The sequence below is a fragment of the Streptomyces sp. NPDC047525 genome, from assembly GCF_040643025.1.
Lineage (GTDB): Bacteria > Actinomycetota > Actinomycetes > Streptomycetales > Streptomycetaceae > Streptomyces > Streptomyces durmitorensis.
Genome location: NZ_JBEYTL010000015.1, coordinates 175,454 through 201,042, shown reverse-complemented (window position 1 = coordinate 201,042; position 25,589 = coordinate 175,454). Strand labels below are relative to the sequence as shown.

25 protein-coding genes are annotated in these 25,589 nt (G+C 70.4%); 15 read left to right on the top strand and 10 right to left on the bottom strand.

Annotated elements, in window-relative coordinates:
• Positions 1-10 precede the first annotated feature (10 nt).
• The 6 genes from ABZ833_RS34400 (at position 11) to ABZ833_RS34375 (ending at position 7,330) form a co-directional block, all read left to right on the top strand.
• Positions 11-766 (top strand): redox-sensing transcriptional repressor Rex, encoded by a 756-nt coding sequence (locus ABZ833_RS34400; protein ID WP_361055139.1) that lies wholly within the window; start codon positions 11-13, stop codon positions 764-766.
• Positions 763-2,493 carry a glutamyl-tRNA reductase gene (locus tag ABZ833_RS34395; RefSeq protein ID WP_361055136.1) on the top strand — a complete coding sequence of 577 codons (1,731 nt, stop codon included), beginning with the start codon at positions 763-765 and terminating at the stop codon, positions 2,491-2,493. The genes ABZ833_RS34400 and ABZ833_RS34395 overlap by 4 nt, the downstream gene beginning before the upstream one ends.
• Positions 2,490-3,449, top strand: coding sequence for a hydroxymethylbilane synthase (gene hemC / locus ABZ833_RS34390; protein ID WP_361055133.1), 960 nt, complete (start codon positions 2,490-2,492; stop codon positions 3,447-3,449). The genes ABZ833_RS34395 and hemC overlap by 4 nt, the downstream gene beginning before the upstream one ends.
• Positions 3,446-5,104: a bifunctional uroporphyrinogen-III C-methyltransferase/uroporphyrinogen-III synthase gene (locus ABZ833_RS34385; RefSeq protein WP_361055130.1), complete on the top strand. Its 1,659-nt coding sequence runs from the start codon at positions 3,446-3,448 to the stop codon at positions 5,102-5,104. Before hemC ends, ABZ833_RS34385 begins: the two co-directional genes overlap by 4 nt.
• A 137-nt stretch (positions 5,105-5,241) precedes the next feature.
• Positions 5,242-6,231: a porphobilinogen synthase gene (hemB, locus tag ABZ833_RS34380; RefSeq protein ID WP_361055127.1), complete on the top strand. Its 990-nt coding sequence runs from the start codon at positions 5,242-5,244 to the stop codon at positions 6,229-6,231.
• 121 nt (positions 6,232-6,352) lie between these two features.
• A complete protein-coding gene (locus ABZ833_RS34375) occupies positions 6,353-7,330 on the top strand; it encodes a zinc-binding dehydrogenase (RefSeq protein ID WP_361055124.1) in 978 nt (325 codons plus the stop codon).
• Here ABZ833_RS34375 and ABZ833_RS34370 read toward each other — a convergent pair.
• Together ABZ833_RS34370 and ABZ833_RS34365 are read right to left on the bottom strand one after the other, a co-directional pair.
• Positions 7,327-8,220: an NAD(P)-binding domain-containing protein gene (locus ABZ833_RS34370; protein WP_361055121.1), complete on the bottom strand. Its 894-nt coding sequence runs from the start codon at positions 8,218-8,220 to the stop codon at positions 7,327-7,329. The genes ABZ833_RS34375 and ABZ833_RS34370 overlap by 4 nt on opposite strands.
• 188 nt (positions 8,221-8,408) lie before the next feature.
• Positions 8,409-8,939 (bottom strand): DUF4232 domain-containing protein, encoded by a 531-nt coding sequence (locus tag ABZ833_RS34365; RefSeq protein WP_361055118.1) that lies wholly within the window; start codon positions 8,937-8,939, stop codon positions 8,409-8,411.
• A 225-nt stretch (positions 8,940-9,164) separates the two neighbouring features.
• On the opposite strand from ABZ833_RS34365, the gene ABZ833_RS34360 reads away from it, so the two are divergent.
• Both ABZ833_RS34360 and ABZ833_RS34355 read left to right on the top strand, forming a co-directional pair.
• Positions 9,165-10,622 (top strand): helix-turn-helix transcriptional regulator, encoded by a 1,458-nt coding sequence (locus tag ABZ833_RS34360; protein WP_361055115.1) that lies wholly within the window; start codon positions 9,165-9,167, stop codon positions 10,620-10,622.
• Between the two features lie 112 nt (positions 10,623-10,734).
• Complete coding sequence (locus ABZ833_RS34355; RefSeq protein WP_361055112.1) at positions 10,735-11,943, top strand: PLP-dependent aminotransferase family protein; 1,209 nt, start codon at positions 10,735-10,737, stop codon at positions 11,941-11,943.
• Between the two features lie 100 nt (positions 11,944-12,043).
• On the opposite strand, the gene argS is transcribed toward ABZ833_RS34355, so the two are convergent.
• Positions 12,044-13,822: an arginine--tRNA ligase gene (gene argS / locus ABZ833_RS34350; RefSeq protein WP_361055109.1), complete on the bottom strand. Its 1,779-nt coding sequence runs from the start codon at positions 13,820-13,822 to the stop codon at positions 12,044-12,046.
• 135 nt (positions 13,823-13,957) lie between these two features.
• Here argS and lysS point away from each other — a divergent pair, with 135 nt between their 5' ends.
• The 5 genes from lysS to ABZ833_RS34325 all read left to right on the top strand — a co-directional run bounded on the left by lysS (position 13,958) and on the right by ABZ833_RS34325 (position 17,156).
• Entirely contained in the window at positions 13,958-15,706 is a 1,749-nt protein-coding gene (gene lysS, locus ABZ833_RS34345) for a lysine--tRNA ligase (RefSeq protein WP_361055106.1), read from the top strand.
• Between the two features lie 166 nt (positions 15,707-15,872).
• A complete protein-coding gene (locus ABZ833_RS34340; protein ID WP_361055103.1) occupies positions 15,873-16,199 on the top strand; it encodes a PadR family transcriptional regulator in 327 nt (108 codons plus the stop codon).
• The gene (locus ABZ833_RS34335) at positions 16,196-16,552 is read left to right on the top strand and encodes a DUF1048 domain-containing protein (RefSeq protein WP_361055100.1); all 357 of its coding nucleotides are present in this window, start codon (positions 16,196-16,198) and stop codon (positions 16,550-16,552) included. Before ABZ833_RS34340 ends, ABZ833_RS34335 begins: the two co-directional genes overlap by 4 nt.
• Before the next feature lies 1 nt (position 16,553).
• On the top strand, positions 16,554-16,895 hold the full coding sequence (locus ABZ833_RS34330) for a DUF1048 domain-containing protein (protein WP_361055097.1): 342 nt from the start codon (positions 16,554-16,556) through the stop codon (positions 16,893-16,895).
• Between the two features lie 51 nt (positions 16,896-16,946).
• Positions 16,947-17,156, top strand: a complete 210-nt coding sequence (locus ABZ833_RS34325; RefSeq protein WP_249588529.1) for a hypothetical protein — start codon at positions 16,947-16,949, stop codon at positions 17,154-17,156.
• Between the two features lie 12 nt (positions 17,157-17,168).
• Here the strand turns inward: ABZ833_RS34325 and ABZ833_RS34320 are convergent, their stop codons facing one another.
• From ABZ833_RS34320 to ABZ833_RS34310, 3 genes are all read right to left on the bottom strand, one after another.
• Positions 17,169-18,623 (bottom strand): DUF2637 domain-containing protein, encoded by a 1,455-nt coding sequence (locus ABZ833_RS34320; RefSeq protein WP_361055093.1) that lies wholly within the window; start codon positions 18,621-18,623, stop codon positions 17,169-17,171.
• A gap of 174 nt (positions 18,624-18,797) precedes the next feature.
• Complete coding sequence (locus ABZ833_RS34315) at positions 18,798-19,667, bottom strand: DUF3558 domain-containing protein (RefSeq protein WP_361055090.1); 870 nt, start codon at positions 19,665-19,667, stop codon at positions 18,798-18,800.
• A gap of 116 nt (positions 19,668-19,783) precedes the next feature.
• Positions 19,784-20,653 carry a DUF3558 domain-containing protein gene (locus ABZ833_RS34310; RefSeq protein ID WP_361055087.1) on the bottom strand — a complete coding sequence of 290 codons (870 nt, stop codon included), beginning with the start codon at positions 20,651-20,653 and terminating at the stop codon, positions 19,784-19,786.
• A gap of 182 nt (positions 20,654-20,835) precedes the next feature.
• Between ABZ833_RS34310 and ABZ833_RS34305 the strand changes: the two genes are divergently transcribed.
• Positions 20,836-22,029 carry an RtcB family protein gene (locus ABZ833_RS34305; protein ID WP_361055084.1) on the top strand — a complete coding sequence of 398 codons (1,194 nt, stop codon included), beginning with the start codon at positions 20,836-20,838 and terminating at the stop codon, positions 22,027-22,029.
• Positions 22,030-22,044: 15 nt separating this feature from the next.
• Here the strand turns inward: ABZ833_RS34305 and ABZ833_RS34300 are convergent, their stop codons facing one another.
• The 3 genes from ABZ833_RS34300 to ABZ833_RS34290 all read right to left on the bottom strand — a co-directional run bounded on the left by ABZ833_RS34300 (position 22,045) and on the right by ABZ833_RS34290 (position 23,383).
• Entirely contained in the window at positions 22,045-22,197 is a 153-nt protein-coding gene (locus ABZ833_RS34300) for a hypothetical protein (RefSeq protein WP_361055081.1), read from the bottom strand.
• Complete coding sequence (locus ABZ833_RS34295) at positions 22,197-22,979, bottom strand: SDR family NAD(P)-dependent oxidoreductase (RefSeq protein ID WP_249588522.1); 783 nt, start codon at positions 22,977-22,979, stop codon at positions 22,197-22,199. The genes ABZ833_RS34300 and ABZ833_RS34295 overlap by 1 nt, the downstream gene beginning before the upstream one ends.
• Positions 22,980-23,047: 68 nt before the next feature.
• Positions 23,048-23,383, bottom strand: a complete 336-nt coding sequence (locus tag ABZ833_RS34290; RefSeq protein ID WP_361055078.1) for a YnfA family protein — start codon at positions 23,381-23,383, stop codon at positions 23,048-23,050.
• Between the two features lie 164 nt (positions 23,384-23,547).
• Here ABZ833_RS34290 and ABZ833_RS34285 point away from each other — a divergent pair, with 164 nt between their 5' ends.
• A complete protein-coding gene (locus ABZ833_RS34285) occupies positions 23,548-23,979 on the top strand; it encodes a MarR family transcriptional regulator (protein ID WP_361055212.1) in 432 nt (143 codons plus the stop codon).
• On the opposite strand, the gene ABZ833_RS34280 is transcribed toward ABZ833_RS34285, so the two are convergent.
• Complete coding sequence (locus tag ABZ833_RS34280; RefSeq protein WP_361055075.1) at positions 23,976-25,421, bottom strand: MFS transporter; 1,446 nt, start codon at positions 25,419-25,421, stop codon at positions 23,976-23,978. The two genes, ABZ833_RS34285 and ABZ833_RS34280, sit on opposite strands and share 4 nt — an antisense overlap.
• Positions 25,422-25,589 lie beyond the last annotated feature (168 nt).

The window sequence follows — 25,589 nt, the reverse complement described above, 5'->3', positions numbered from 1 at the left end:
CAGGAGCACCGTGGCAACTGGCCGAACTCACCGACCGGCGACCCGCAGCCGAGGGATTCCCGAGGCCACCGTCGCCAGGCTTCCGCTGTACCTCCGAGCCCTCACCGCACTGTCGGAGCGCTCGGTGCCCACGGTCTCCTCCGAGGAGCTCGCGGCCGCCGCGGGGGTCAACTCCGCGAAGCTGCGCAAGGACTTCTCCTACCTCGGTTCCTACGGGACGCGCGGTGTGGGCTACGACGTCGAGTACCTCGTCTACCAGATCTCACGCGAGCTCGGCCTGACGCAGGACTGGCCCGTCGTGATCGTCGGCATCGGTAACCTCGGCGCGGCGCTTGCCAATTACGGCGGGTTCGCCTCGCGCGGCTTCCGTGTCGCCGCGCTGATCGACGCCGACCCGGCCATGGCGGGCATGCCCGTCGCGGGGATGCCGGTGCAGCACACCGACGAGCTCGAGAAGATCATCAGCGACAACGGCGTCTCCATCGGCGTCATCTCGACCCCGGCGGGCGCCGCCCAGCAGGTCTGTGAGCGGCTCGTCGCCGCCGGTGTGACCTCGATCCTGAACTTCGCGCCCACCGTTCTCTCCGTGCCCGAAGGCGTCGACGTACGCAAGGTGGACCTCTCCATCGAGCTGCAGATCCTCGCCTTCCACGAGCAGCGCAAGGCCGGTGAGGAAGCGGCGGCCGACGGCATCGAGCCGCCCGCCGCCGCCAAGCAGCAGCGGAAAGGACCCGACGGGGACGTCCCCGCCGTGATGCCGGCATGAGTCTCCTCGTCGTAGGGCTGAGTCACCGCAGCGCCCCGGTGAGCGTGCTCGAGCGGGCCGCCCTTGCCGCCGATGCGCAGGCCAAGCTCCTTCAGGACACGCTGGCCGCCGAGCCCGCCGCCGAAGCGGCCGTGCTCGCCACCTGCAACCGCATCGAGCTCTATGCCGACGTGGACAAGTTCCACGCGGGCGTCGCCGAGCTGTCCACGCTGCTCGCCCAGCACAGCGGTGTGGGCCTCGACGAGCTCACCCCTTATCTGTACGTCCACTACGAGGACCGAGCCGTCCACCACCTGTTCTCGGTGGCCTGCGGCCTGGACTCGATGGTCGTCGGCGAGGGGCAGATCCTCGGCCAGATCAAGGACGCCCTCGCGCGCTCCCAGGAGCTGCACACCGCGGGGCGCCTCCTCAACGACCTCTTCCAGCAGGCCCTGCGGGTCGGCAAGCGCGCGCACTCGGAGACCGGCATCGACCGGGCCGGGCAGTCGCTCGTGACCTTCGGCCTCGAACAGCTCGCCGGGCGAGAGCCGGTCGAGACCTGGGCCAAGGGCAAGCGCGCCCTGGTCATCGGCGCCGGATCCATGTCCTCGCTCGCCGCGGCGACGCTCGCGCGGGCCGGGGTCCACGAGGTCGTCGTCGCCAACCGCACCCTGGACCGGGCCCACCGCCTGGCGGAGATCCTCTCCGAGGGCGGCACCGGCACCATCGCGCGCGCCGTGCCGATGGACCAGGTGGCGACGGAACTGACACGTGCAGATGTCGCGGTCTCCTGCACCGGGGCGACCGGTCTCGTCCTGACCGCCGAGGCCGTCGCCGCGGGCGTCGCCGACCGCACGGGCGCGCCCGTCGCCGTGGGCGCCGCGCGTCTGCCGGCGGCCGGATCCCCGTCCGCGGGCGCTTCCGCCCCGCACGGCTCCGACGCCGACACCGACGAGGCGTGCCCGCTGGGGCTCTCCGGCGACGGGGCCGTCGGCCGCGGGGTCGGGTTCTCCGTCATGGGCGAGGACGCCGTCGCCGGGATGGACGCCGCGACCCTTGAGCAGCACGCGGCCTGGGTGGACAACGCACCCGCCGTGCGCCGCGACGATCTGCAGAGCGAGGCCGACACGATCACCGCGCTCGCCGCGGCCGTGACCGCCACCGGGCGGGTGCCCGAGCGCCGCGGTCCCTCGCTCGTCGAGACGGGCAACGTCCTGCTCGCCCTGCTCGACCTGGCCATGCCCCGCGACATCGACGGCGCCGTGCACCGCATCGACGGCGTACGCCTCGTCGACATCGAGTCGCTCGCCGACGCATCCGCCGACGCCCCGATGGCCGACGACGTGGAGAAGGTCCGCGGACTCGTCTCCGACGAGGTCGCCGCCTTCGGTGCCGCGCAGCGGGCCGCGCACATCACGCCGACCGTGGTCGCCCTGCGCACCATGGCCGCCGACGTCGTCGCGAACGAGATCGCGCGGCTCGACGGACGGCTCCCCGGACTTCCGGAGAAGGAGCGCGCGGAGATCACCCAGACCGTCCGCCGCGTCGTCGACAAGCTGCTCCACGCACCCACCGTGCGGGTCAAGCAGCTGGCGAGCGAGCCCGGCGGCGCCGGGTACGCGGACGCCCTGCGCACCCTCTTCGACCTCGACCCGCAGACGGTCGCCGCCGTCAGCAGGGCCGACAAGATCAATGAATCCACCGATCAGAACGCATCACAAACAGATCCGAATCGAGGCCGGGCATGACCGAGAGGGCACTAAGGCTCGGGACACGGCGCAGCAAGCTGGCCATGGCCCAGTCCGGGCAAGTGGCCGAGACAGTGAGCCGGTTGACCGGCCGCTCCGTAGAGCTCGTGGAGATCACGACGTACGGCGATACGTCCCGTGAGCACCTGGCGCAGATCGGCGGCACCGGCGTCTTCGTCACCGCCCTGCGTGACGCGCTGCTCGGCGGTGAGGTCGACTTCGCCGTCCACTCGCTGAAGGACCTGCCGACCGCACAGCCGGACGACCTGGCCCTGGCCGCGGTACCGCTGCGCGCGGACCCCCGCGACGTTCTCATCGCGCGCGACGGGATGACCTTCACGGAGCTGCCGAGCGGCGCGCGCATCGGCACCGGTTCGCCCCGCCGCATGGCGCAGCTCAACGCCTACGCCCGCAACCACGGGCTCGCGATAGAGACCGTGCCGATCCGCGGGAACATCGACACCCGCATCGGGTTCGTGCACAAGGGGGAGCTCGACGCCGTCGTGCTCGCCGCCGCCGGACTCCACCGCGTCGGCAGGATCGACGAGGTGACCGACTTCCTGTCGGTCGACACAGTTCTGCCCGCCCCCGGCCAGGGGGCACTGGCGATCGAATGTGCCGCGTCCAACGTGTCACTGACCGCCGCGCTCGCCGAGCTCGACGACCCGTACACCCGGGCCGCCGTGACCGCCGAGCGATCCCTGCTCGCCGCCCTGGAAGCCGGTTGCAGCGCACCTGTGGGTGCGTTGGCCGACTTGCTGGCCGACGGGCAGATTGTCAAGGAAATGCGCCTGCGCGGCGTCGTCGGGGCAACCGACGGCTCGACGCTGGTGCAGCTGTCCACCACCGGTCCCGTGCCCGAGACGCATGACCAAGCCTTGGCGCTCGGCCGTGAACTCGCTGCCGAGATGCTTGCCAAGGGCGCGGCCGGTCTGATGGGGGAGCGAGCACTTTGAGCCCCACCTCGAACCTTCCCGGCCTTCCCGCACACGGGCACGTCACCTTCCTGGGTGCCGGACCCGGAGATCCGGGACTACTTACGCTGCGCGCCGTAGAGGCGCTGGCCCGAGCGGACGTGCTGATCGCCGAGCCGGATGTGCTCGACGTCGTCTCCGCGCATGCCAGGGGAGGTGTGGACACACCTCAGCCAGGGACAGTTGACGACGCGTCAGCGGTCACCGAAGCGTCTTCGTTGCGAGCCGCCACCAATCTTGTCATGGAGGCAGCACGCGGCGGCAAGCGGGTCGTACGTGCCGTCAGCGGCGACGTCGGCCTCGACACGTACGCCGCGGAGGAGATGCTCGCCTGCGCAGCCGAGGGCATTTCCTTCGAAGTCGTGCCCGGCATCGCGGCGGCGGTCGGTGTACCCGCCTACGCGGGTGTTCCGCTGCGCGATGCCCAGGGCACGGACGTGCGTTTCGTCGACGCGCGCACCGCGTCCGACCGCTGCTGGAGCGAGGTGGGGGCATCCGACGGGACCGTGGTCGTGTCGACCTCCCTGGACTCCGTGGCCGCGGCCGCCGGTGAACTGGTGTCGTCCGGCCGCAAGCCGGACACCCCGATGACGGTGACGATCGCCGGTACGACGACGCGTCAGCGCACGTGGACGGCGACCCTCGGCACGATCGCGCAGGTCCTCAAGCAGGCGAAGGTGCTGCCTTCGCCCGACGGAGGGCAGCCCGTCATAGCCGTGGTCGGTGAGCGGTCCGCCGCCGCCCAGCGCGACCAGCTGTCGTGGTTCGAGTCGAAGCCGCTCTTCGGGTGGCGGGTACTCGTGCCGCGCACCAAGGAGCAGGCGGCCTCGCTCTCCGACCAGCTGAGCTCCTACGGCGCGGTGCCGCACGAGGTGCCGACCATCGCCGTGGAGCCGCCCCGGACGCCGCAGCAGATGGAGCGCGCGGTCAAGGGGCTCGTCACGGGTCGCTACGAGTGGATCGCCTTCACCAGCGTCAACGCCGTCAAGGCGGTGCGCGAGAAGTTCGAGGAGTACGGGCTCGACGCGCGTGCCTTCGCCGGGATCAAGGTCGCGGCGGTGGGCGAGCAGACGGCTGCCGCGCTCGTCGCCTTCGGCGTGAAGCCCGACCTGGTGCCCAGCGGTGAGCAGTCGGCCGCGGGTCTCCTGGAGGACTGGCCGCCGTACGACCCGGTCTTCGACCCGATCGACCGTGTCTTCCTGCCGCGGGCCGACATCGCCACGGAGACGCTGGTCGCCGGGCTCATCGACCTCGGGTGGGAGGTCGACGACGTCACCGCCTACCGGACGGTGCGCGCGTCGCCGCCCCCGGCGGACACGCGTGAGGCGATCAAGGGCGGCGGCTTCGACGCCGTGCTCTTCACGTCGTCGAGCACGGTGCGGAACCTGGTCGGCATCGCCGGCAAGCCGCACAACGTGACCGTCATCGCCTGCATCGGTCCCGCCACCGCCAAGACGGCGGAGGAGCACGGGCTCCGGGTGGACGTGATGGCTCCGGAGCCTTCCGTCCACAAGCTGGCCGAGGCGCTTGCCGAGTTCGGCACGCGGCGTCGCCTGGCCGCGCTGGAGGCGGGGGATCCCGTGACCCGGCCCAGCGAGCGGCGGCCGGGTTCCCGTAGGCGGCGTACGGCCCCCTGAGGCCCAGGCGTACCGTTAATCACCGGCTTCGCCGAGTTCGTCCTCAAACGCCGGACAGGCTGGATATCCAGCCTGTCCGGCGTTTGAGGTTGCGGGCGGGGCCGGGGACCCAGACATCGCGTGAGGTGAGAGAGACAGTGACCAAGTACGGATCGTTTCCCGGAGCACGGCCCCGGCGCCTTCGGACCACTCCCGCCATGCGCCGCATGGTCGCGGAGACGCGGCTGCACCCGGCCGACCTGATCCTGCCCGCGTTCGTGCGCGAGGGAATCAGCGCGCCCGTGGAGATCGGCGCCATGCCCGGCGTCGTCCAGCACACCCGCGACAGCCTGAAGAAGGCCGCCGTCGAGGCGCTGGAGGCCGGGGTCGCCGGGATCATGCTCTTCGGTGTGCCGGAGGAGTCGAAGAAGGACGCCGCCGGGACCGTCGGCACCGATCCGGACGGGATCCTCCAGGTCGCCCTGCGCGACGTGCGCGCCGAGGTGGGCGACGACCTCATCGTCATGTCCGACCTGTGCCTGGACGAGTTCACCGACCACGGGCACTGCGGCGTCCTCGACTCGCAGGGGCGCGTCGACAACGACGCCACCCTTGAGCGGTACGCCGAGATGGCGCAGGTCCAGGCCGACGCGGGCGCCCACGTGGTGGGTCCGAGCGGCATGATGGACGGTCAGATCGGCGTCATCCGGGATGCGTTGGACCAGGTCGGCCACGAGGACGTGTCCATCCTCGCCTACACCGTCAAGTACTCGTCCGCCTTCTTCGGCCCCTTCCGCGAGGCCGTCGGTTCGTCCCTGAAGGGCGACCGCAAGACCTACCAGCAGGACCCGGCCAACACCCGTGAGTCCCTGCGGGAGTTGGCGCTCGACCTCGAAGAGGGCGCCGACATGGTGATGGTGAAGCCCGCGGGGCCCTACCTGGACGTCCTCGCCCGGGTCGCCGACGCCGTGGACGTGCCGGTCGCCGCGTACCAGATCTCCGGTGAGTACGCGATGATCGAGGCCGCGGCCGAGCGCGGCATGATCGACCGGGACAAGGCGATCATGGAATCGCTCACCGGCATCAAGCGCGCGGGCGCGAACATGATCCTCACGTACTGGGCCACCGAGGTGGCGCGGCAGCTCTGAGGTGCGCGCCGCGGGGACACCTCCCGGCCGACCGCTTGACCTCAAGTTAGCTTGAGGTCACAGAGTGGTGTGCATCGACGAAGTCCGGACGACGGACCGTCGACGTTCTGAGGAGGACGTTATGCACGCCGTTGTTCTGCACGAGTTCGGGCCCGCCGAGAACCTGACGTACGAGACCTTGCCCGACCCCGTCGCGGGGCCGGGTCAGGTGCGGATCGCCGTGCGGGCGGCGGGAGTTCACTTCGTCGAGACCGTCATGCGGCGGGGTGAGGCGAGTGACATGGCGCCGCCGCTGCCCGAGCTGCCCTCCGTCTTCGGCGGGGAGGTCGCCGGGGTCGTCGACGCGGTCGGGCCCGGTGTGGACACCTCGTGGCTTGGGCGGGCCGTCGTGACCCCGCGCAGTGAGCCCGGCGGGTACGCCGAGCTCGCCGTGGCCGACCTCGCGGCGCTGCACGAGGTGCCGGACGGGCTCGGGTTCGAGACCGCCGTGACCATGGTGATGACCGGGGCGACGGCCATGGGGCTCCTGGATGCCGCCCGGCTCACCTCCGACGACGTGGTGCTTGTGACGTCCGCCGCCGGTGGCGTCGGGCGGCTCGTGGTGCAGTACGCCCGTGCGCTCGGGGCGGTGGTCATCGGTGCCGCCGGTGGGCCCGACAAGGTCGAGGCCGTCTGGGGGCTCGGCGCCGATCTCGCCGTCGACTACAACAAGCCCGGCTGGGCGGACCTCGTGCGTGAGCGGCTCGACGGGCGTCAGGTGAGTGTGGTGCTCGACGGGGTGGGCGGCGAGCAGTCCGCCGCCGCGTTCGGGCTGATCGGTGAGGGCGGGCGCCACGTGGTCATCGGCTGGTCGTCGCAGGAAGGGTTCGAGCCGGACGCCGGTGTCGTGGAGGAGCGGGGGATCTCCGTCGTCAACGCGCTGCTGAAGCTGATCGAGCGGCCCGAGGACGGCCCCGAGCACCAGAGGCGGGCCCTGGAGGCCGCGGCCAAGGGGGAGTTGAAGCCTTCGGTGCAGACGTTCCCGCTTGCGGAGGCGGCTCGGGCCCATGCGGCCATGGAGCGGCGGGAGACGACGGGGAAGGTAGTGCTGGTGCCTTAGTCCTGCTTGAGCAGGGTCACCAGACGGGAGAGGCCGTCGGCGCCGTGGCCCTCCTCCACCGCACGGTCGAGGAGGTCCTGGAAGGGCTCGAACGCATCGGTCCGCAGGCCTTGTTCGGCGTACGCCTGGATGAAGTTGGGGTATGCCTCGCGGTTCATGGCGAGGTTGGACACGTCGGTGAGGTGCTGGTCGGTGTCGACCGCCTCGGCCGTTCCCGGCACGATCCCCTCCGTCATCGCGACGATCCAGTCCCCGAGCAGCGGCGCGAACTCGCGGGCCGGGATGCCCTCGCTGCCGATCAGCGCGAAGGACTGGGCGACGCCGAGCGCCATGCCGTACATCCCGGTGAGCAGGGAGAGGTCGTAGAGGGCGGCGAGGCCGGGGTCCTTGCCGACCCACTTGGTGTCGGCGAGGGCCTCCAGGGTGGGGCGGTGCGTCTCGAAGGCGGCCTCGTCGCTGCCGCTGTAGAGGATGTACGCGCCGGGCGTCGCGATCATCTGCGGTACGGCCATGATGCCGCCGTCGATGTACGTGATGCCGTGAGCCGCTGCCCACTGCGCCAACTCCCTTGCCTGGGCGGGGGTTCCGTTCGTGAGGTTCACGAGCGTGCGGCCTGCGAGGGCCTCCGCCTCCGGGGCGAGGAGGGCGCGTACGGCTTCGTTGGTGGTGAGGCAGACGACGGTGAGCGGGCTCGCGGCGACGGCATCCGCCGCGGTGTCCGCCGGGGTCGCGCCCTGGGCGGCCAGGGGGCCGGTCTTGGCGGCGGTGCGGTTCCACACGGTGGTGGGGTGGCCCGCCTTGAGGAGCGCGGAGGCGAGCGCGGTGCCCATGAGGCCGAGGCCGAGGACGGTCACGGGGGACTGTGCGGGCTGTGTGGGCTGTGCGGGCATGGCTGTGGGACTCCGATCGGAGGCGTGGGGTGGGGACGCCTTCGATCCTTCCCGTGCGCGGTGAAGCGGACAAGTACCCACTTTTTTGTGCGTACTTACCGGGAGGTTGGTGAGGGGTCCGGGGAGGCCGGGGGCGCTTGTCGCTCCCGGCCTCGCGCGGTGTCAGACGGTGACGGGCGCGGCGCCCGTCACCACATCAGGGCGTCGGACGCCGACGTCTGCCAGTACGTGACGTACGCCGAGCTGTCCACGTAGACCCCGCCCCGCGGAAGCTTCGCCGCCGCCGGGGCGCCCACGCTGCCGTTCATCGCGCGGTTGGCGAAGTGGACGCCCAGCTCATGGGCCTGGCGGCCCTCCGAGCCCTCCGGCGACGACGTGCCGATGGCCGCGTACGCCGTCTGGCCCGGCTTCAGCGTGACGACCGCCTGCGGCGTGCTGTCCTCCAGCCACCCGGTGGCGGACTGCGCCTCGTCGAAGCGGAGGTACGGTGCGCCGTACGCGTAACACGTCTTCGTGCCCGTGTTCTTGGCCTTCAGGAGCAGGTGGTTGAGAGGGCGGTCGACCTGCTTGACGGTGACCTTGGTGGTGGCGGCGGTACAGGTGACCGGCGCCGACTTGGCCGCGGGGGTCGCGGCCGACGCGGCGCCGCCGAGTGCGGTGAGCGAGAGGGCGGCGGTGAGGGCCGTGGCAGCGGTGGCGGCTTTGGCGGTGAATCGCATGGATCGCATGGTGAGTCGCATGGCTGGTCTCTTTCGGTGTGACGGGGGAGACGTGAGTCGCGTCGGAAGGCCCCCGGTCGCGGCGTGTTTGTATGGGCCACAGCTTGTGCGGGGTTTCGTCCCCGCGGCCGGCGCGGCACGGCAGTTGGGGACGTCGGGACATTCGGACGGCTGTGAGCTGCGAGAACTCCGTTCCATGGAACGGATGGATGGGATGGAGAGAGCGTGGGGGCGGGCGATCTCGCGGAGTTGCTGCGGGAGCTGAAGGAGAGGTCGGGGCTCAGTTACGGGGCGCTGGCCAAGCGGTTGCACATGTCGACGTCGACGCTGCACCGCTATGTGAGCGGGTCGGCCGTACCGACGGAGTTCGCTCCGCTGGAGCGGCTTGCGCGGGTCTGTGGGGCCTCGCGGGAGGAGATGGTCGAGGTCCACCGGCGGTGGATCCTGGCCGATGCGTCGAGAGGCGACCGCAAGGAGGGGGAGCAGGGGCAGCCGGGACAGCAGGGGCAGCTGGGGGAGCCCCCTGCCGTCGCGGCACCTGATGCCGCGGCTGCCCCGTCCGGCGGCGGTCGTTCCGGTGACGGCGACGGCGACGGCGGCGAATCCGGCCGCGACGGCGACGGTGACTCCGACCGCGGCGACTCCGACGACGGAGCGCCCGGCATCGTGATCGGCCAGGCGCCCACGGCGGCGGGGCGGCGCGAGGGGAGACGCCTGCCCAGGGCGCGGGTACTCGTGGCCGCCGGTGTCGTGCTCGCGCTCGGTGCCACCGCCGTCGCCGTACAGGCGGCCTCCGGAGGCGGTGACCGCGACCACGTGTCCAGCGACTCCCCGAGCGCCTTCGAAGGGGAGCGGGGGCGGAGCCCGGACGGCGCCGGGTCCGCCTCGCCGTCCGGGAAGGAATCCGGCAAGGAGTCCGGGAAGGGCAAGCCGGGCAAGGGGGCGAAGGGCTCCGCCGAGCCGGGTGGCGACGGCAAGGGCTCCGGCGGCGAGACCCGGGGGCCCGTCACCGGGGACGGCGGCAAGGGCGGCGGTACGGGCAAGGCCCGTGTCCCGATGACCGTCTCCACCCAGCCCCAGTACTGGGACAGTCCCTGCGGCCACCCCTACCTCGTCGACAAGGACCCCGGCGACCTCTCGCCGCCCCCCAACGAGCAGGACGTGGCCGGCTGGGTGGACGCGAACGGCGCGGTCTCCGCCAGGAACCAGACCGTGATGCTGACCGTCCAGGGCACGGGCGACGACACCGTCGTCCTGGAGTCCCTGAACGTCCGCGTCGCCGGAACCAGCGCGCCGCTCGCGTGGAACAACTACAAGATGGGGTACCTCGGCGTCGGCTGCGGCGGCAGAGTGCCCCAGCACGCCTTCGACGTCAACCTGGACGCGTCGGTGCCCCGCCTGAGCCCCCAGTCCGCGAGCGACAGCTTCCCTTACCGGGTGAGCGAGAGCGACCCGGAGGCGTTCTACATCAACGCGACCGCCAACTCCCGCTATGTGCGCTGGTACTTGGAGCTGCGGTGGTCGAGCGGCGCCCGGCACGGCACGGTGCGCATCGACGACACGGGCAAGCCGTTCGCGACGAGCGGCGACCAGGGGCGTCAGGTCTACGGGTTCTCGCTCAACAGCAAGAAGTGGACAAAGACGAACCGCGACAACGACAACGTGCCGGACCCGCCGGCGTAGCGGCCAGGGGCCTGTCCCCGGCGCGGTCCGTATTCCGGAATGGCGCGTGTAGACGGCACTTACGTGCCTAGGGTGCGAATCGAGCCATCCGCCCGCGCCGAAGGAGCCGTAGATGACCGCCACCGCCGACGAGGCAATCGCCGCCCCCACCCCGCCGTTCGCCGCGCGCGCGGTCTCGGTCGGGGGCTCGCCCGTGCGGGAGATCCTCGCGGTCACCGCGCGTCCCGAGGTCATCAACTTCGCGGGCGGGCTCCCCGCGCCCGAGCTGTTCGACGCGGTGGGCGTGGCCGCCGCGTTCCAGGCGGTCCTGACGACGACGCCCGGCACGGCGCTGCAGTACTCCACGACGGAGGGCGAGCCCGCTCTCCGTGCCGCGATAGCCGCCAGGACCACGGCGCGCGGGCTGCCCACCGACGCGGACGACGTGCTCGTCACCACCGGCTCGCAGCAGGCGCTCTCGCTCCTGGCGACGGCGCTCGTCGAGCCCGGGGACACCGTCCTCGTCGAGAGCCCCTGCTACCTGGCGGCACTTCAGGCGTTCGCCTTCGCGGGCGCCCGCCTGGTGCCCGTGCCGTGCGACGAGGCGGGCATCGACCCGGCCGCCCTCGACGAACTCGTCGCCGCGCACCGGCCGAAGCTGCTCTACACCGTCCCCACCTTCCAGAACCCGACGGGCCGTACGCTGCCCGCCGGGCGGCGCGCGGAGATCGCCGCCGTGGCCGCGCGGCGCGGCCTGTGGATCATCGAGGACGACCCGTACGGGGAGCTGCGGTTCGAGGGCGAGCGGGTGCCGTGGATCGCGACGTACCCGGGAGCGGAGGACCGCACCGTACTCCTCGGCAGCTTCTCGAAGGTGATGGCGCCGGGCCTGCGGCTCGGCTGGCTGCGGGGGCCCGCGGCGCTGCTGCGGGCGTGTGCGGTGGCCAAGCAGGCGGCGGATCTGCACACGCCCACCGTCAACCAGCTCGCCGCGGCGCGGTACTTGGCGGACAACGACCTGGACGCGCATGTCGCCCGCGTCGCCGGGGAGTACCGCATGCGCCGGGACGCGATGCTCTCGGGCCTCGCTGACGCGTTGCCGCACGGCTCTTCCTGGCTCCGGCCCGAAGGCGGCATGTTCGTCTGGGCGACGCTGCCCGAGGGGTACGACACCGCTGCGCTGCTGCCGCGGGTCGTCGAGCATGACGTGGCCTACGTGCCGGGGGCGCCGTTCTATGCCGGGGCCCCTGATGTCGCCACCTTGCGGATGTGCTTTGTCACGCAGAGCGTCGAGGAGATCGCGGAAGGGCTGCGGAGGCTTGGGGGCGCGCTGGTGCGTTGAGATCTGCGGGCCCGCTGTGGCTGGTCGCGCAGTTCCCCGCGCCCCTGAAGACTTGGCCCGGCGTCCCTTGCAGGGACGCCGGGCCAAGTCACGGGAGCAATCAGAGCCGCTCAGGAGTCCTGATGCCCAGCAGTGCCATTCCCTGGTGCAGCGTCCGGGCCGTGATGTCGCAGAGGAACAGGCGGTTCTCCGCGATGTCCTGCGGCGGCTTCGGCTTGATGACCGGGCACTTGTCGTAGAACGTCGTGTACAGCGAGGCCAGTTGGTAGAGGTACGCCGCCAGCTTGTGCGGGGCGTACTCCTCCGCGACCTCCGCGACCGTCTCCGCGAACTGGTCCAGGTGCAGGCCCAACGCGCGCTCGGCGTCGGCCAGTTCGAGCTCCGGGTGCGCCTTGGGGGACACGTCGTCGGCCTTGCGCAGGATCGACTGGATACGGGCGTACGCGTACTGGAGGTACACCGACGTGTCGCCGTTCAGCGACACCATCTGGTCCAGGTCGAACTTGTAGTCGCGCACCGCCGATGTCGACAGGTCCGCGTACTTCACCGCGCCGATGCCCACCTGGGCGCCGCGCTCGGCGATCTCCTCCTCGGAGAGGTCCTGGGCCTTCTCGCGGACGATGGCCGACGCCCGGTCGATCGCCTCGTCGAGGAGGTCGATGAGGCGTACGGTCTCGCCCTCACGCGTCTTGAACGGCTTGCCGTCCTTGCCGAGGACCGTGCCGAAGCCCAGCTGCACGGCCTTGACGTCCTCCGTCAGCCAGCCCGCCCTGCGGGCCGTCTCGAAGACCATCTTGAAGTGCAGGGACTGCCGCGCGTCCACGACGTAGAGGAGCGTGTCCGCCTTGAGGTTGAAGACGCGGTCGCGGATCGCGGAGAGGTCGGTGGCCGCATACCCGAAGCCGCCGTCGGACTTCTGGACGATCAGCGGGGACGGGTTGCCGTCCGGGCCCTTCACGTCGTCGAAGAAGACGCACAGCGCGCCGTTCGACCGGACCGCGACGCCGGACTCCTCCAGCAGGCGGCAGGTCTCCGCCAGCATGTCGTTGTAGCCGGACTCGCCGACGATGTCCTCGTCGTGGATCTCCACGTCCAGCTTGTTGAAGACCGAGTAGAAGTAGACCTTCGACTCGTCCACGAACCGCTGCCAGATCGCGAGGGTCTCGGGGTCGCCCGCCTGGAGGTCGACCACCCGGCGCCGGGCCCGCGTCTTGAACTCCTCGTCGGAGTCGAAGAGCACCTTCGATTCCTTGTAGACGCGGTTGAGGCTGGACATCGCCTCCTCGCCCGCCGCTGTGTCGTCGGAGCCGTCGGCGGCCTGGTGGCCCAGCGCGTCCGGGTGCTCGATGAGGTACTGCACGAGCATGCCGAACTGCGTGCCCCAGTCGCCGATGTGGTGGCGGCTGACGATCTTCTCGCCGGTGAACTCGAGGATCTTGACGACGGAGTTGCCGATGACCGAGTTCCGCAGGTGCCCGACGTGCATCTCCTTGGCCACGTTCGGCTGGGCCCAGTCGACCACCGTCGTGCCGGCCTTCTCGGCGAACGGCACGCCGAGGCGGTCGCCGTCGGCGGCGCGCGCGGCGAGGTTCTCGGTGATCGCCCTGTCGGTGACCGTGATGTTCAGGAAGCCGGGGCCGGAGACCTCGACCTCGCTGATCAGATCAGGGGCGGTGATCTCCGAGACGACCTTCGTCGCGAGCTCGCGCGGGTTCGCCTTCGCCTTCTTGGCGAGGGCCAGGATCCCGTTGGCCTGGTAGTCGGCCCGGTCGCTTCGTCGCAGCAGCGGGTCGGCGGCGCCGGCCTCCGGCAGGGCAGCCGAGAGGGCGTCCGCGAGGCGCTGGTGGACGGAGGCGGTGAGGGACGTGACCGAGGCCATGGAGTGGATGCCGTTCTCCTCGAGGTGCAGATAGACGCGCCCAGTATCCCATGCAGGGAAAAGCGGTTTTCGCGGTTGCGGGTGGAGCTGGGAGAATGGCTCCGTCAAGCGGTACTCACGTAGAAGAAGAAAGGCGTGCCGATCGTGGCTCAGAGCACCGATACCACCGACTGGGTCTCCCGCTACGCGGACGAGGTCATCGCCGAGTCGGAGCGTCGTGCCCCGGGCAAACCGGTCGTCGTCGCCTCCGGGCTCTCCCCCTCGGGCCCGATCCACCTGGGCAACCTCCGCGAGGTCATGACCCCGCACCTGGTCGCGGACGAGATCCGGCGGCGCGGGCACGAGGTCAGGCACCTGATCTCCTGGGACGACTACGACCGGTATCGCAAGGTCCCGGCCGGCGTCCCCGGCGTCGACGAGTCCTGGGCCCAGCACATCGGCAAGCCCCTCACCTCCGTGCCCGCCCCGGCCGGTTCCGCGTACGCGAACTGGGCCGAGCACTTCAAGGCGGCCATGACCGAGGCGCTCGACGAGCTGGGTGTCGAGTACGACGGGATCAGCCAGACCGAGCAGTACACCTCGGGCGTCTACCGCGAGCAGGTCCTGCACGCGATGAAGCACCGCGGTGACATCGACGCGATCCTCGACCAGTACCGCACCAAGAAGGCGGCCCCCGGCAAGAAGCAGTCGCAGAAGCCGGTCGACGAGGCCGAGCTGGAGGCCGCCGAGGGCTCCGGCGCCGCGAGCGAGGACGACGGCAGCGGCGGCTCCAGCGGGTACTTCCCGTACAAGCCGTACTGCGGCGCCTGCGAGAAGGACCTGACCACGGTCACGTCGTACGACGACGAGAGCACCGAGCTCGCCTACGTCTGCGCGGACTGCGGGCACACCGAGACGGTCCTGCTCAGCGAGTTCAACCGCGGCAAGCTGGTCTGGAAGGTCGACTGGCCCATGCGCTGGGCGTACGAGGGCGTGATCTTCGAGCCGAGCGGCGTGGACCACTCGTCTCCCGGTTCGTCGTTCGTGGTCGGCGGGCAGATCGTGCGCGAGATCTTCGACGGCGTGCAGCCGATCGGTCCCATGTACGCGTTCGTGGGGATCTCGGGCATGGCGAAGATGTCGTCCTCCAAGGGCGGCGTGCCGACCCCGGCCGACGCGCTGAAGATCATGGAGGCGCCGCTGCTTCGCTGGCTGTACGCGCGCCGCAGGCCCAACCAGTCCTTCAAGATCGCCTTCGACCAGGAGATCCAGCGGCTCTACGACGAGTGGGACAAGCTGGACGCGAAGGTCGCGGACGGCTCCGTGCTGCCCGCCGACGCCGCCGCGCACTCGCGTGCGGTGCGGACGGCCGCCGGTGAGCTGCCGAGGACGCCGCGTCCGCTGCCGTACCGGACGCTCGCGTCCGTCGCGGACATCACGGCCGGTGCCGAGGACCAGACGCTGCGGATCCTGCGGGACCTGGACCCGTCGGACCCGATCTCGTCCCTGGACGAGGCGCGGCCGAGGCTCGACCGTGCCGAGAACTGGATCACCACCCAGGTCCCGGCCGACGCACGCACGATCGTGCGCGCGGAGCCGGACGCGGAGCTCCTGTCGTCCCTCGACGACGAGGGCCGCGAGTCGCTGAGGCTGCTCCTGGACGGCCTCGACTCGCACTGGTCCCTCGACGGGCTCACGCACCTCGTGTACGGAGTGCCGAAGGTGCAGGCAGGGTTCTCCGCGGACGCGACGCCGAAGGAGCTGCCGCCGGAGATCAAGGTCGCGCAGCGGTCGTTCTTCGCGCTCCTGTACCGGCTTCTCGTGACCCGCGAGACGGGGCCGCGACTGCCCACGCTGTTGCTCGCCGTGGGCGCGGAGAGGGTGCGCAAGCTGCTGGGTGCCTAGCGTTCGCGCTTGGTGGTACGTGAGAGGGGCGCCGTCCAGTTTCCTGGGCGGCGCCCCTTTCGCATGCCGTCGAGGGCTTCTGGCTCGTGCTCCCCTCCACTACTCGGTGATACTGTATAGTGGTACTCGGTACCACGCAGTACCGCTAGTGCGAGGAGAACGCGCGATGGACGACCTGACGGAGATGCTGAAGGGCACGCTCGAAGGGTGCGTGCTCGAAATCATCGGCAGCGAGGAAACCTACGGGTACGCCATCACCCGTCGGCTGAACGAACTCGGCTTCGCCGACGTCGTCGAGGGCACGGTGTACACCATCCTGCTGCGGCTGGAGCGGAACGGACTCGTCCAGGTGACCAAGAGGCCGTCCGGAGTCGGTCCGCCGCGCAAGTTCTACGCGCTCAACGACGCCGGACGCGACGAACTCGCGAGGTTCTGGGCGAAATGGCAGTACGTCTCGTCACGCATCGACAGCCTCAAGGAGGGCGGGAGATGAACATCTGGGAGAAGGTCACAGGCAGCGATCTCACCAGGGACTGGGAGGCGTTCGGAGCCCGGGCCGAGGCTCTGCCGGACGACTACCGGGAGGCCTGGGACCAGATCGTCGCCCACCTCTTCCCCTACGGGGATTTCACCGGCCGCAACCTGACACCGATCCTCGACTCCGCCCTGGGGCTCCTCGAAGTGTCGGCAGCCGACGGACAGAGCATCCACGAGGTGTTCGGCGACGACATCCCGGGCTTCTGCACGGCGCTGGCCGGTGGAGAAGGAGCCCGGACCCAACGCGACCGGTGGCGCGAGCAGTTGAACGCGAACGTGGCGAAGAAGCTGAGCCGGCTGGGAGGCTGACGTGGGCATCCAGGACATCATCGAGGGCAAGAAGCAGTGGCGGGCGCACCTGGCCCGGGTCAAGGCGCTCCCGCCGGACTACCAGATCGTCTACAAGGAAATGCAGAAGTACCTGTTCAAGGTCGGTCCTGTCGACCTGCCCGACGGGGGCCTGCTCCCCGGGATCCTCGACTTCTTCGAGGAGGGCGTCGCCGCGGGCAAAGGGGTCCTGGAACTCACCGGCACGGACGTCGCCGCGTTCTGCGACGACCTGATCAAGGACACACGCACCTACGCGGACATCTACCAGGAGTCCGTCAGCGGGAAGTCCGGCACGGCCCTGCATCGTTCGGATGAGTCCTAGATCCCTCCTCGGCAGGACGAACGGCGCCCCGGGGCCGGTGATCGTGGACGTATGAAGGAAATCATCTCCATCGTCGGATGGGTCGTCGGCATTCAGGGAGCTCTCGGCGCGGCCGGGCGCATGTTCGGGGACGAGCCGTGGGGCCTCTTCCACAAGTGGTGGGACCTGTCCACCCCCGCGTACCTCGCCCTGCTCCTCGTCGGCGCCGCCCTCGCCATCTGGGGCGAGAGCAGCAAGAAGCGCGCCCGCAGCAGGAGTTGAGCCGCGGCGTCCTTACGCGCTGTACTCGGAGTCCAGCTCCTCCTGGTAGCGGCCCCGGAAATCACGCAGGTAGGGGCGCAGGGTGCTCTCCGCCGGAGGGCCGCCCGCCTGGCCCGTGACGCCGTACAGGTCCATCAAGTACAGGCCGAACTGCCGGGCGTTGGGGTAGTCCCCGAGCTCGCTCACGTACTTCCGGAACGCCGCGAAGTACGCGTCCTCGCGCGAGACGTCATCCGGGAGACCGGACGCGTCCGGCAGCGCTTCCAGGACCTCGGGCGCCTCGTGCGCCTCCTCGTGCAGGGCGTCGTCGACGTCGGGCGTCTGCTCCTCGCGCGGGCCCGGAATCAGATGCTGACCGCCGAGCGGGCGCGTGCGGCCGGGACCCGCGGGGACCGGGAACGCGGGCTCGGGTGCGGCGGCCGCGGAGTCGCCCTGCTCGTCGAAGTACGCCTGCTGCTGCTCCAGATAGGCCTGCTGCTCGACGTAGGCCTGCTGCTCCGCGTACGCCTGCTGGTCCGCGTACCACTGGTCGTGCGGCTCTTCGGGAACGTACGAAGGCTGCTGCGCCGCGAACCACGGGCTCACCTGCGCGACCTCGGGCTCCGGCTGCTGCTGGCCCTGCGGGTGCTGTTCCTGCCCCTGGCCCTGTGCCTGCTGCTGCCCCTGCTCGGCCCGTGGTGCGGGCTCCGCCTCCAGCTGCGGCGCGGTCGGCGCCACCAGCTCCGGCTGCTGCGGCTGCTGCTGTTCCGCGGGAACCGGCGCCGGCGGGAGCAGCGCGGGCTCGATGCCCGCCGCTGCGAGGCCCGCGGGGGCGGTCTCCGCGAGGGGCACGCCGAAGCGCGCCAGGCGCAGCGGCATCAGGGACTCGACGGGGGCCTTGCGGCGCCAGGAGCGGCCGAAGCGGGCCTGGAGGCGGGCCTGGTAGATGAGGCGGTCCTGCTCCAGCTGGATGACCTGCTCGTAGGAGCGGATCTCCCACAGCTTCATCCGGCGCCACAGCTTGAACGTGGGCACGGGCGAGAGGAGCCAGCGCGTCAGACGCACGCCCTCCATGTGCTTGTCGGCCGTGATGTCCGCGATCCGGCCCACCGCGTGCCGCGCCGCCTCGACGGCGACCACGAACAGGATCGGGATGACCGCGTGCATGCCCACGCCCAGCGGGTCGGGCCAGGCCGCAGCCCCGTTGAAGGCGATCGTCGCCGCCGTCAGGAGCCACGCCGTCTGGCGCAGCAGCGGGAAGGGAATGCGGATCCAGGTAAGGAGGAGGTCGAGCGCCAGCAGGACGCAGATGCCCGCGTCGATGCCGATCGGGAAGACCGCCGAGAAGCTGCCGAAGCCCTTCTGCTCGGCGAGTTCGCGCACGGCCGCGTACGACCCCGCGAAACCGATGCCGGCGATGACGACCGCACCGGCGACGACCACGCCGATGAGTATTCGGTGCGTGCGTGTCAGCTGCATCGCGGCCACCCGCGAACCCCTCCCTGTTCGGTTTGTTGCGAGCGACAGCCTGGCACACGCATGCGGAAGCCGGTGTGCCGGTACGGCAGGAGCCCGGCCACCAGGGGGCCGGGCTCCACAACTGCCTTGACTGTGCCGCCAGTTGTACGCGTGACGCGTACGCGGGCTGTTGGCCGCCCGGCGTCAGCTCTTGGGCTTGGTGCTGGACTTGGAGCTCTCCTTGGAGCCCGAGTCCTTGGAGTCCTTCGAGCCGGAGTCCTTCGAGTCCGACTCCTTGGAGCCGCTGCTGCTGCCGCTGCCGCTGCCGCTGTCCGTGCCGCCCGCCTTGTTCGCGGAGACGACCGCGGCGGAGGCCTCCTTCGCCGCCTTCTCGGCGGCCTTGGACAGGTCCTTCGCGCTCGGCGCCTTGTCACCGGCCAGGCCCGCGCCGTTGTAGTCGATCGTGACGACGGCGTTCTCCACGCGCGTCACGACCGTCTGCTGCTTGAAGTTTTCCTTGTCCTTCTTCAGGTCGTACGCCACGACCGTCGTCTGGTCGCCCATACCCGGCACCGGCTCCGTCTTGACGCTCTTCGCGCCCTCCGTCGCCTGCGCGTCCGCGACCTGCTTCGCGAAGTTGTTCTGCGCGCGCTTGGCACCGCTGCCCAGCGACGCGTCCGAGTCGAAGCGCATCAGCGAGACGCGGAGCCAGCGGAACTGCGAGCCGTCGACGCCGTTGTTGTCGAGGCTGTCCCAGGAGCAGGTGCCGCGCGCCGACGTGTCGTCGGACGTGCCCGCCTTGCCCGACTTGTCCTTCGCCTTCGGGACGAGGTCGTCGAGCGACTTCTTCGACAGGACCTCGCAGGGCTCGGGCAGCTTGCTGAACGCCGCCTTCTCCACGGTCGCGGCCTTGTCCTTGCCCGAGGCCGAGGCGGAAGCCTTCGAGCCCGAGTCCTTCTTGGCCCCGTCCGAACCCGAGCCGGAGTCGGAGGAGCAGCCGGAGGCAATGAGGATCACCGGTACGGCGGCTGCGCAGGTGAGTATGCGGGTGAGTCGCTGTGCTGGTCGGTGCATGGTTCCTTCACTCAAGTCACTCAAGACGGCTGTCGTCGGTTCGATGGGCCACGGTACGCCGTGCCCGACGCGGACGACTCCGCTTCCGAGGAGCCGGGCACCCGTCCGAACCGTCGCTATTCGTCGAAGCCGTCGGCCAGGCTTCCGGCCAGTTCCTGCGCCATGTCCTGCATTTCCTTGCTGTCGGGGATGTCGGTGAGACGCCCCGGCTGCTCGTCGTACTCGACGGTCACGATGACGTTCGACGTGCGGAACACCACAGTCACCGTGCGGTGCCGGGTCGCGGAACCGGACGTGGTGAGCGCGTCGTCGAGGAAGGCCTCGTCGCCCAGGTCGTCGAGGACGCGGGGCTCAAGACCGGGGGGCGTGACGGCCTCGCCCGAGGAGTCACCGGAGGCGCTGTCGCCCGCGTCACCCTTGCCGTCGCCCTTGCCGGACTCATCCGCATCCGTGCCGTTATCGGCACCGTCGGAAGGCTCGGCACCGGCCCCCTCGTCCTCGCTCTCGCCGTCATCGGCGGTCGGGGTGCCGGAGGGCTCGGGCAGGTCCGCCTTCTGGACCTTCGACGCGTAGACCTCCGTGGCGCGGGTGTCGTCGCTGACGCCGTTGTCGTACGAGACGACCCGTTCGAAGTCGACGAGCAGATGGTGGGTGGCGCCCGAGGACTCCACCTTCCAGCGGCAGCCCACACGCCGGTCGGTGTCGTACGTGACGGTGGGCGCACCCTCGTACGCCTTCTCCCGCTGCTCCTCGTCCTGCACCTCCTTGATGCCGGGCAGCATCGAGTCGAGCGTGCTGCGGTCGACCTGGCCGCAGGGCTCGGGGAGGGTGCGGTACTTGCCGGGCTCGGCGGCCGCGGTGGAGCTGCCGGTGTCGCCGGGCTTCGAGTCGTCCGGCTCGCCGCCGAGCGCGCCCCCGCCCGTGCAGCCGGCGAGCAGCGCCGCGATGAGAGCTGCGACGCCTGGTACGTACGCCTTCCGCTGCACCGTGTGGGCTCCTTCTCGCCGGGGATATTGGGTTGCCGCTGGTGGGCGACCGGTGGACACAATGTGTATCGCACGCAATGCCGTGGACGCCGGTCCGTCGTACCTTTCGTTGACCTTGGCTCCGGTATTTGCGCTACGAGACTTTCAGCACTTCTGTTCAACTACGGGGGAATGAGGACGTTATGTCGTACGTGGAGGTTCCCGGGGCAAAGGTACCGATCCGCATGTGGACGGACCCGGCCTCGGTCGAGGATGTCGCACTCCAGCAGCTCCAGAACGTGGCGACGCTGCCCTGGATCAAGGGCCTGGCCGTCATGCCGGACGTCCACTACGGCAAGGGCGCGACGGTCGGCTCGGTGATCGCCATGCAGGGGGCGGTGTGTCCCGCGGCGGTGGGTGTGGACATCGGCTGCGGGATGTCCGCCGTCAAGACCTCGCTGACGGCCAATGACCTGCCGGGGGACCTTTCGCGGCTTCGGTCGAAGATCGAGCAGGCTATTCCGGTGGGGCGTGGGATGCATGACGACGCCGTGGATCCGGGGCGGCTGCACGGGTTCGGGACTTCCGCCTGGGACGACTTCTGGTCGCGCTTCGACGGGGTCGCCGATGCGGTCAAGTTCCGTCAGGAGCGGGCGACGAAGCAGATGGGAACGCTCGGAAGTGGAAACCATTTCATCGAGTTCTGTCTCGACGAGTCGGGTTCGGTCTGGCTGATGCTGCACTCCGGCTCCCGGAACATCGGCAAGGAGCTGGCCGACCACCACATAGGGGTGGCCCAGAAGCTGCCGCACAACCAGGGCCTCGTCGACCGCGACCTGGCGGTCTTCGTCGCGGACACCCCGCAGATGGCGGCGTACCGGAACGATCTCTTCTGGGCGCAGGAGTACGCGAAGTACAACCGCTCGATCATGATGGGGCTCTTCCAGGACGTGGTCCGCAAGGAGTTCAAGAAGGCGAAGGTGACCTTCGAGCCGGTGATCTCCTGCCACCACAACTACGTCAGCGAAGAGCGGTACGACGGGATGGACCTGCTGGTCACGCGGAAGGGCGCGATCCGTGCGGGAAGCGGCGACTTCGGGATCATCCCCGGCTCCATGGGCACGGGTTCGTACATCGTGAAGGGCCTCGGGAACGCGGCGTCCTTCAACTCGGCCTCGCACGGCGCCGGCCGGAGGATGAGCCGCAACGCCGCGAAGAAGCGCTTCTCGACGCAGGACCTGGAGGAGCAGACGCGGGGCGTCGAGTGCCGCAAGGACTCGGGTGTCGTGGACGAGATCCCGGGTGCGTACAAGCCGATCGAGAAGGTCATGGAGCAGCAGAGCGACCTGGTCCAGGTCGTGGCCAAGCTCAAGCAGGTCATCTGCGTGAAGGGCTGAGCCGCCGCGCGAGGGCTACTTCGCGTTCTTGATGGCGAAGATCATCACGAACGCGATGATGTGGATGCCGAAGAGGAAGTACGCCAGGTACCACCACACCAGGCGTTCGTTCTTCGTCTCCTGGGTGAGGCGCTTCTGCTCGTCCGATGCCTCGCCGGGCTCCGGCATCACAGCTCCCTGTGGACCTTCGTGTTCGAGGCCTGGGCGCGGGGGCGGACCACCAGGAGGTCGATGTTGACGTGGGGCGGGCGTGTCACCGCCCAGGTGATCGTGTCCGCCACGTCGTCCGCCGTGAGGGGGGCCGACACTCCCGCGTAGACCTTCGCGGCCTTCTCCTCGTCGCCGCCGAAGCGGGTCGTGGCGAACTCCTCCGTCTTGACCATGCCGGGGGCGACCTCGATCACGCGGACCGGGGTGCCGACGATCTCCAGGCGCAGGGTCTCGGCGAGGACGTGCTCGGCGTGCTTCGCGGCCACGTAGCCGCCGCCGCCCTCGTACGTGCCGTGCCCGGCCGTGGAGGAGAGGACCACGATCGTGCCGTCGCCGCTCGCGGTGAGCGCGGGGAGCAGGGCCTGGGTGACGTTCAGGGTGCCGATGACGTTCGTCTCGTACATCTGGCGCCAGTCGGCGGGGTCGCCGGTGGCGATGGTGTCGGCGCCGAGCGCGCCGCCCGCGTTGTTGACCAGGACCGCGACCTTGCGGAAGGCGGTGGCGAACTCGTCCACGGCCGTGCGGTCGGTGATGTCCAGGGCGTACGCCATCGCGTCGTGGCCCGCGGCCGTGATCTCTGCGGCGAGTGCCTCGATGCGGTCCTTGCGGCGGGCGGTGAGGACGACGCGGTAGCCGGCGGCCGCGAGTCCGCGCGCGGTGGCGGCGCCGATGCCGCTGCTCGCGCCGGTGACGATCGCGATGCGGGTGGCGGCGGGCGCGGCGTTCGCGGCGGCGGTCATGGCTGCTCCTTGTGCGTCCTGATGCGTACGTGTGTTCCTGGACTGTTCCGCCAGGATAGGTCGCCGGGCTAGCGGCCCCGTGGGGCGTACATGATCACCGCCATGCCGGCGAGGCAGATCAGCGCCCCGGTCACGTCCCAGCGGTCGGGCCGGTAGCCGTCGGCGACCATGCCCCAGGCGATCGACCCGGCGACGAAGACGCCGCCGTACGCGGCGAGAATGCGGCCGAACTCGGCGTCGGGCTGGAGCGTGGCCACGAAGCCGTAGATGCCGAGGGCGATGACGCCCGCGCCGATCCAGGCCCAGCCCTTGTGCTCGCGCACGCCCTGCCAGACGAGCCAGGCGCCGCCGATCTCGAAGAGTGCGGCGAGGGCGAAGAGGGCGACGGAGCGTGCGGTGAGCATGGGGGAATCGTGGCATGGCCCCTCAGGTCTCTGCGTCGTACGCTTTCTGTCTGGCGCAGATGTCTGGAGCGAGCTGGTGGAGGGGGTCCTTCGTGGCCGAGAAAGCGAACCGTGCGCGGCGTGCTGCTCTCGTGGACGAGCTGTCCGTCGAGTCGCGGCGCTACATGGCCTCGTACGCCCTCTTCAATCAGGCCGTCGCCGACCATCTGAAGCTGCACCCCACCGATCTGCAGTGCCTGAACCTGCTCAGCCTGGAGGCCGCGCCTGTCACGACGGGCCGCATCGCCGAGCTGACCGGTCTGACGACGGGCTCGGCGACGCGGCTCGTGGACCGTCTGGAGAAGGCGGGGTATGTCGTGCGGGAGCGGGACGTCGCCGACCGGCGGCGGGTCCTTGTCTCGACGGTGCCGGACGCGGTGGCGGAGTTCGGGCGGATGTGGGACAAGCTCGGGGGCGGCTGGTTCGCGCTCTTCGATCGGTACGACGACGATGAACTCGACCTGCTGATCGGCCACATGCGCCGCACCGTGGAGTTCAGTGCGGCGCAGGTGGCGCGGCTGCGGGGCGGGGAGCTGGACGAGGTGGACGGGGCTTAGTGGTGCTGCTCCTCCTGCGGCTTGCGCGGGAGGAGTCGTACGAGGGCGCAGCAGAGCAGGGTGACGCCCGCGACGACGGTGAGGGTGACGGTCATGGCGTGGTCGGGGCCGCCGTCGGCGCCGTCGGCGGTCTTGAAGAAGACGGTGACGACGGTGGCCGCGCCGATCGCGTTGGCCAGTTGCTGCACCGCGCTGAGCGATCCGCTCGCGCTGCCCGCTTCCTGGGGTGCGATGTCGCCGATGGTGATGTCGTAGACGGTGCCGAAGCAGGTGCCCATGCCGAGGCCGATGACGAGCATGGGCGGCACGAGGGCCCAACTGCCCGTGCTTGTACCGGAGCTGGCGACGACGGCGAGCAGGTATCCGGTGCCGGTCAGGATGATCAGCAGGCCGATGAGGACGAGCGTGCGGCCGAGCCTGCCGATGAGGCCGTGGCAGGCGACGGACGCGATGACGATGCCCGCGGAGAGCGGGATGAGGCCGAGCGCGGTGCCGGAGGGCGTGCGGCCGAGGCCTTCTTGCAGGTAGAGCGAGATGACGTAGAGCAGTCCTGACACGGCGGCGGAGAAGGCGACGCAGAGGACGAGCCCCGAGGTGAAGCCGCGGTTGTGCAGCAGTGACGGCTTGATCAGCGGGTTGGGTGCGGTGCGCTGACGGCGGCAGAAGAGCGCGAAGGCGGCGAGGCCCGCGGTGATCAGGAGGACGGGTGCGGTGGTCCAGCCGTTCGTGGAGCCCTCGATGAGGCCGGAGAGCAGTCCGAGCATGGTGGCGCCGAGGTAGGCGGAGCCGGTGCCGTCGATCGAAGTGGTGCTGTCGCCGGGGTCCTTGGGCAGGAGGCGGGCGGCGGCGACGAGGGCCGCGCCGCCGAGCACGAGGTTGATCAGGAACATGGACCGCCAGCCGAGGCCGCCGAGGTCGGCGTCGATCAGGAACCCGGCGAGGACGGGGCCGCCGACGGCGGAGAGCCCCATGGCGGGCGCGAACAGGCTGAACGCCTTGCCGATCTCCTCGCGGGGCCAGACCGCGCCGAGGATGCCGAAGCCCTGCGGGATGACGAGTGCGCCGAAGGCGCCCTGTGCGAGGCGGGCGACGGTGATCGTCTCGGGGCTGAAGGCGAGTCCGCAGGCGACCGAGGCGAGGGTGAAGCCGCCGAGGCCGAGCAGGAAGAGTCGCCGTCTTCCGTACTTGTCGCCGAGCCGTCCGCCGATGACGAGGAGTACGCCGAGGGCGAGCGCGTAGGAGGCGCCGAGCCACGGGATGAGGCCGGGGCCGCCGTCGAGGTCCTTGGCGATGGTGGGGGCGGCGATGTTGGTGATGGTGGCGTCGACCAGGTCGAGTACGTCGGCGGCGAGGATCACGGCCAGGACGGCCCAGCGTTTTCGTGGGGCGAGGGCGTGAGTGGTGGTGGGCGTGGACGTCTGGGTTTCCGTTTCCGTGGGCACGGTGGGTTCCTTCGTGTGCGGGGTGGAGGCGTGTGGGTGCGCAGTCGCGGCGGCAGGAGATGTGCGGCGCTGTGCAGAAGCTGCGTCACGCAGATAAATGTGCGGGGGGAGGGTCTGTGCTGTCAAGGCGGTTTGTGGGGACGGTCCGTCTTCGGGCGGTGGCGCCGT

Coding starts and splice junctions, on each gene's coding strand:
- ABZ833_RS34395 (WP_361055136.1), top strand. CDS start 763: ATGAGTCTCCTCGTCGTAGGGCTGAGTCACCGCAGCGCCCCGGTGAGC.
- hemC (WP_361055133.1), top strand. CDS start 2,490: ATGACCGAGAGGGCACTAAGGCTCGGGACACGGCGCAGCAAGCTGGCC.
- ABZ833_RS34375 (WP_361055124.1), top strand. CDS start 6,353: ATGCACGCCGTTGTTCTGCACGAGTTCGGGCCCGCCGAGAACCTGACG.
- ABZ833_RS34370 (WP_361055121.1), bottom strand. CDS start 8,220: ATGCCCGCACAGCCCACACAGCCCGCACAGTCCCCCGTGACCGTCCTC.
- ABZ833_RS34365 (WP_361055118.1), bottom strand. CDS start 8,939: ATGCGATTCACCGCCAAAGCCGCCACCGCTGCCACGGCCCTCACCGCC.
- ABZ833_RS34355 (WP_361055112.1), top strand. CDS start 10,735: ATGACCGCCACCGCCGACGAGGCAATCGCCGCCCCCACCCCGCCGTTC.
- argS (WP_361055109.1), bottom strand. CDS start 13,822: ATGGCCTCGGTCACGTCCCTCACCGCCTCCGTCCACCAGCGCCTCGCG.
- ABZ833_RS34340 (WP_361055103.1), top strand. CDS start 15,873: ATGGACGACCTGACGGAGATGCTGAAGGGCACGCTCGAAGGGTGCGTG.
- ABZ833_RS34335 (WP_361055100.1), top strand. CDS start 16,196: ATGAACATCTGGGAGAAGGTCACAGGCAGCGATCTCACCAGGGACTGG.
- ABZ833_RS34325 (WP_249588529.1), top strand. CDS start 16,947: ATGAAGGAAATCATCTCCATCGTCGGATGGGTCGTCGGCATTCAGGGA.
- ABZ833_RS34315 (WP_361055090.1), bottom strand. CDS start 19,667: ATGCACCGACCAGCACAGCGACTCACCCGCATACTCACCTGCGCAGCC.
- ABZ833_RS34305 (WP_361055084.1), top strand. CDS start 20,836: ATGTCGTACGTGGAGGTTCCCGGGGCAAAGGTACCGATCCGCATGTGG.
- ABZ833_RS34300 (WP_361055081.1), bottom strand. CDS start 22,197: ATGCCGGAGCCCGGCGAGGCATCGGACGAGCAGAAGCGCCTCACCCAG.
- ABZ833_RS34295 (WP_249588522.1), bottom strand. CDS start 22,979: ATGACCGCCGCCGCGAACGCCGCGCCCGCCGCCACCCGCATCGCGATC.
- ABZ833_RS34290 (WP_361055078.1), bottom strand. CDS start 23,383: ATGCTCACCGCACGCTCCGTCGCCCTCTTCGCCCTCGCCGCACTCTTC.
- ABZ833_RS34285 (WP_361055212.1), top strand. CDS start 23,548: ATGGCCTCGTACGCCCTCTTCAATCAGGCCGTCGCCGACCATCTGAAG.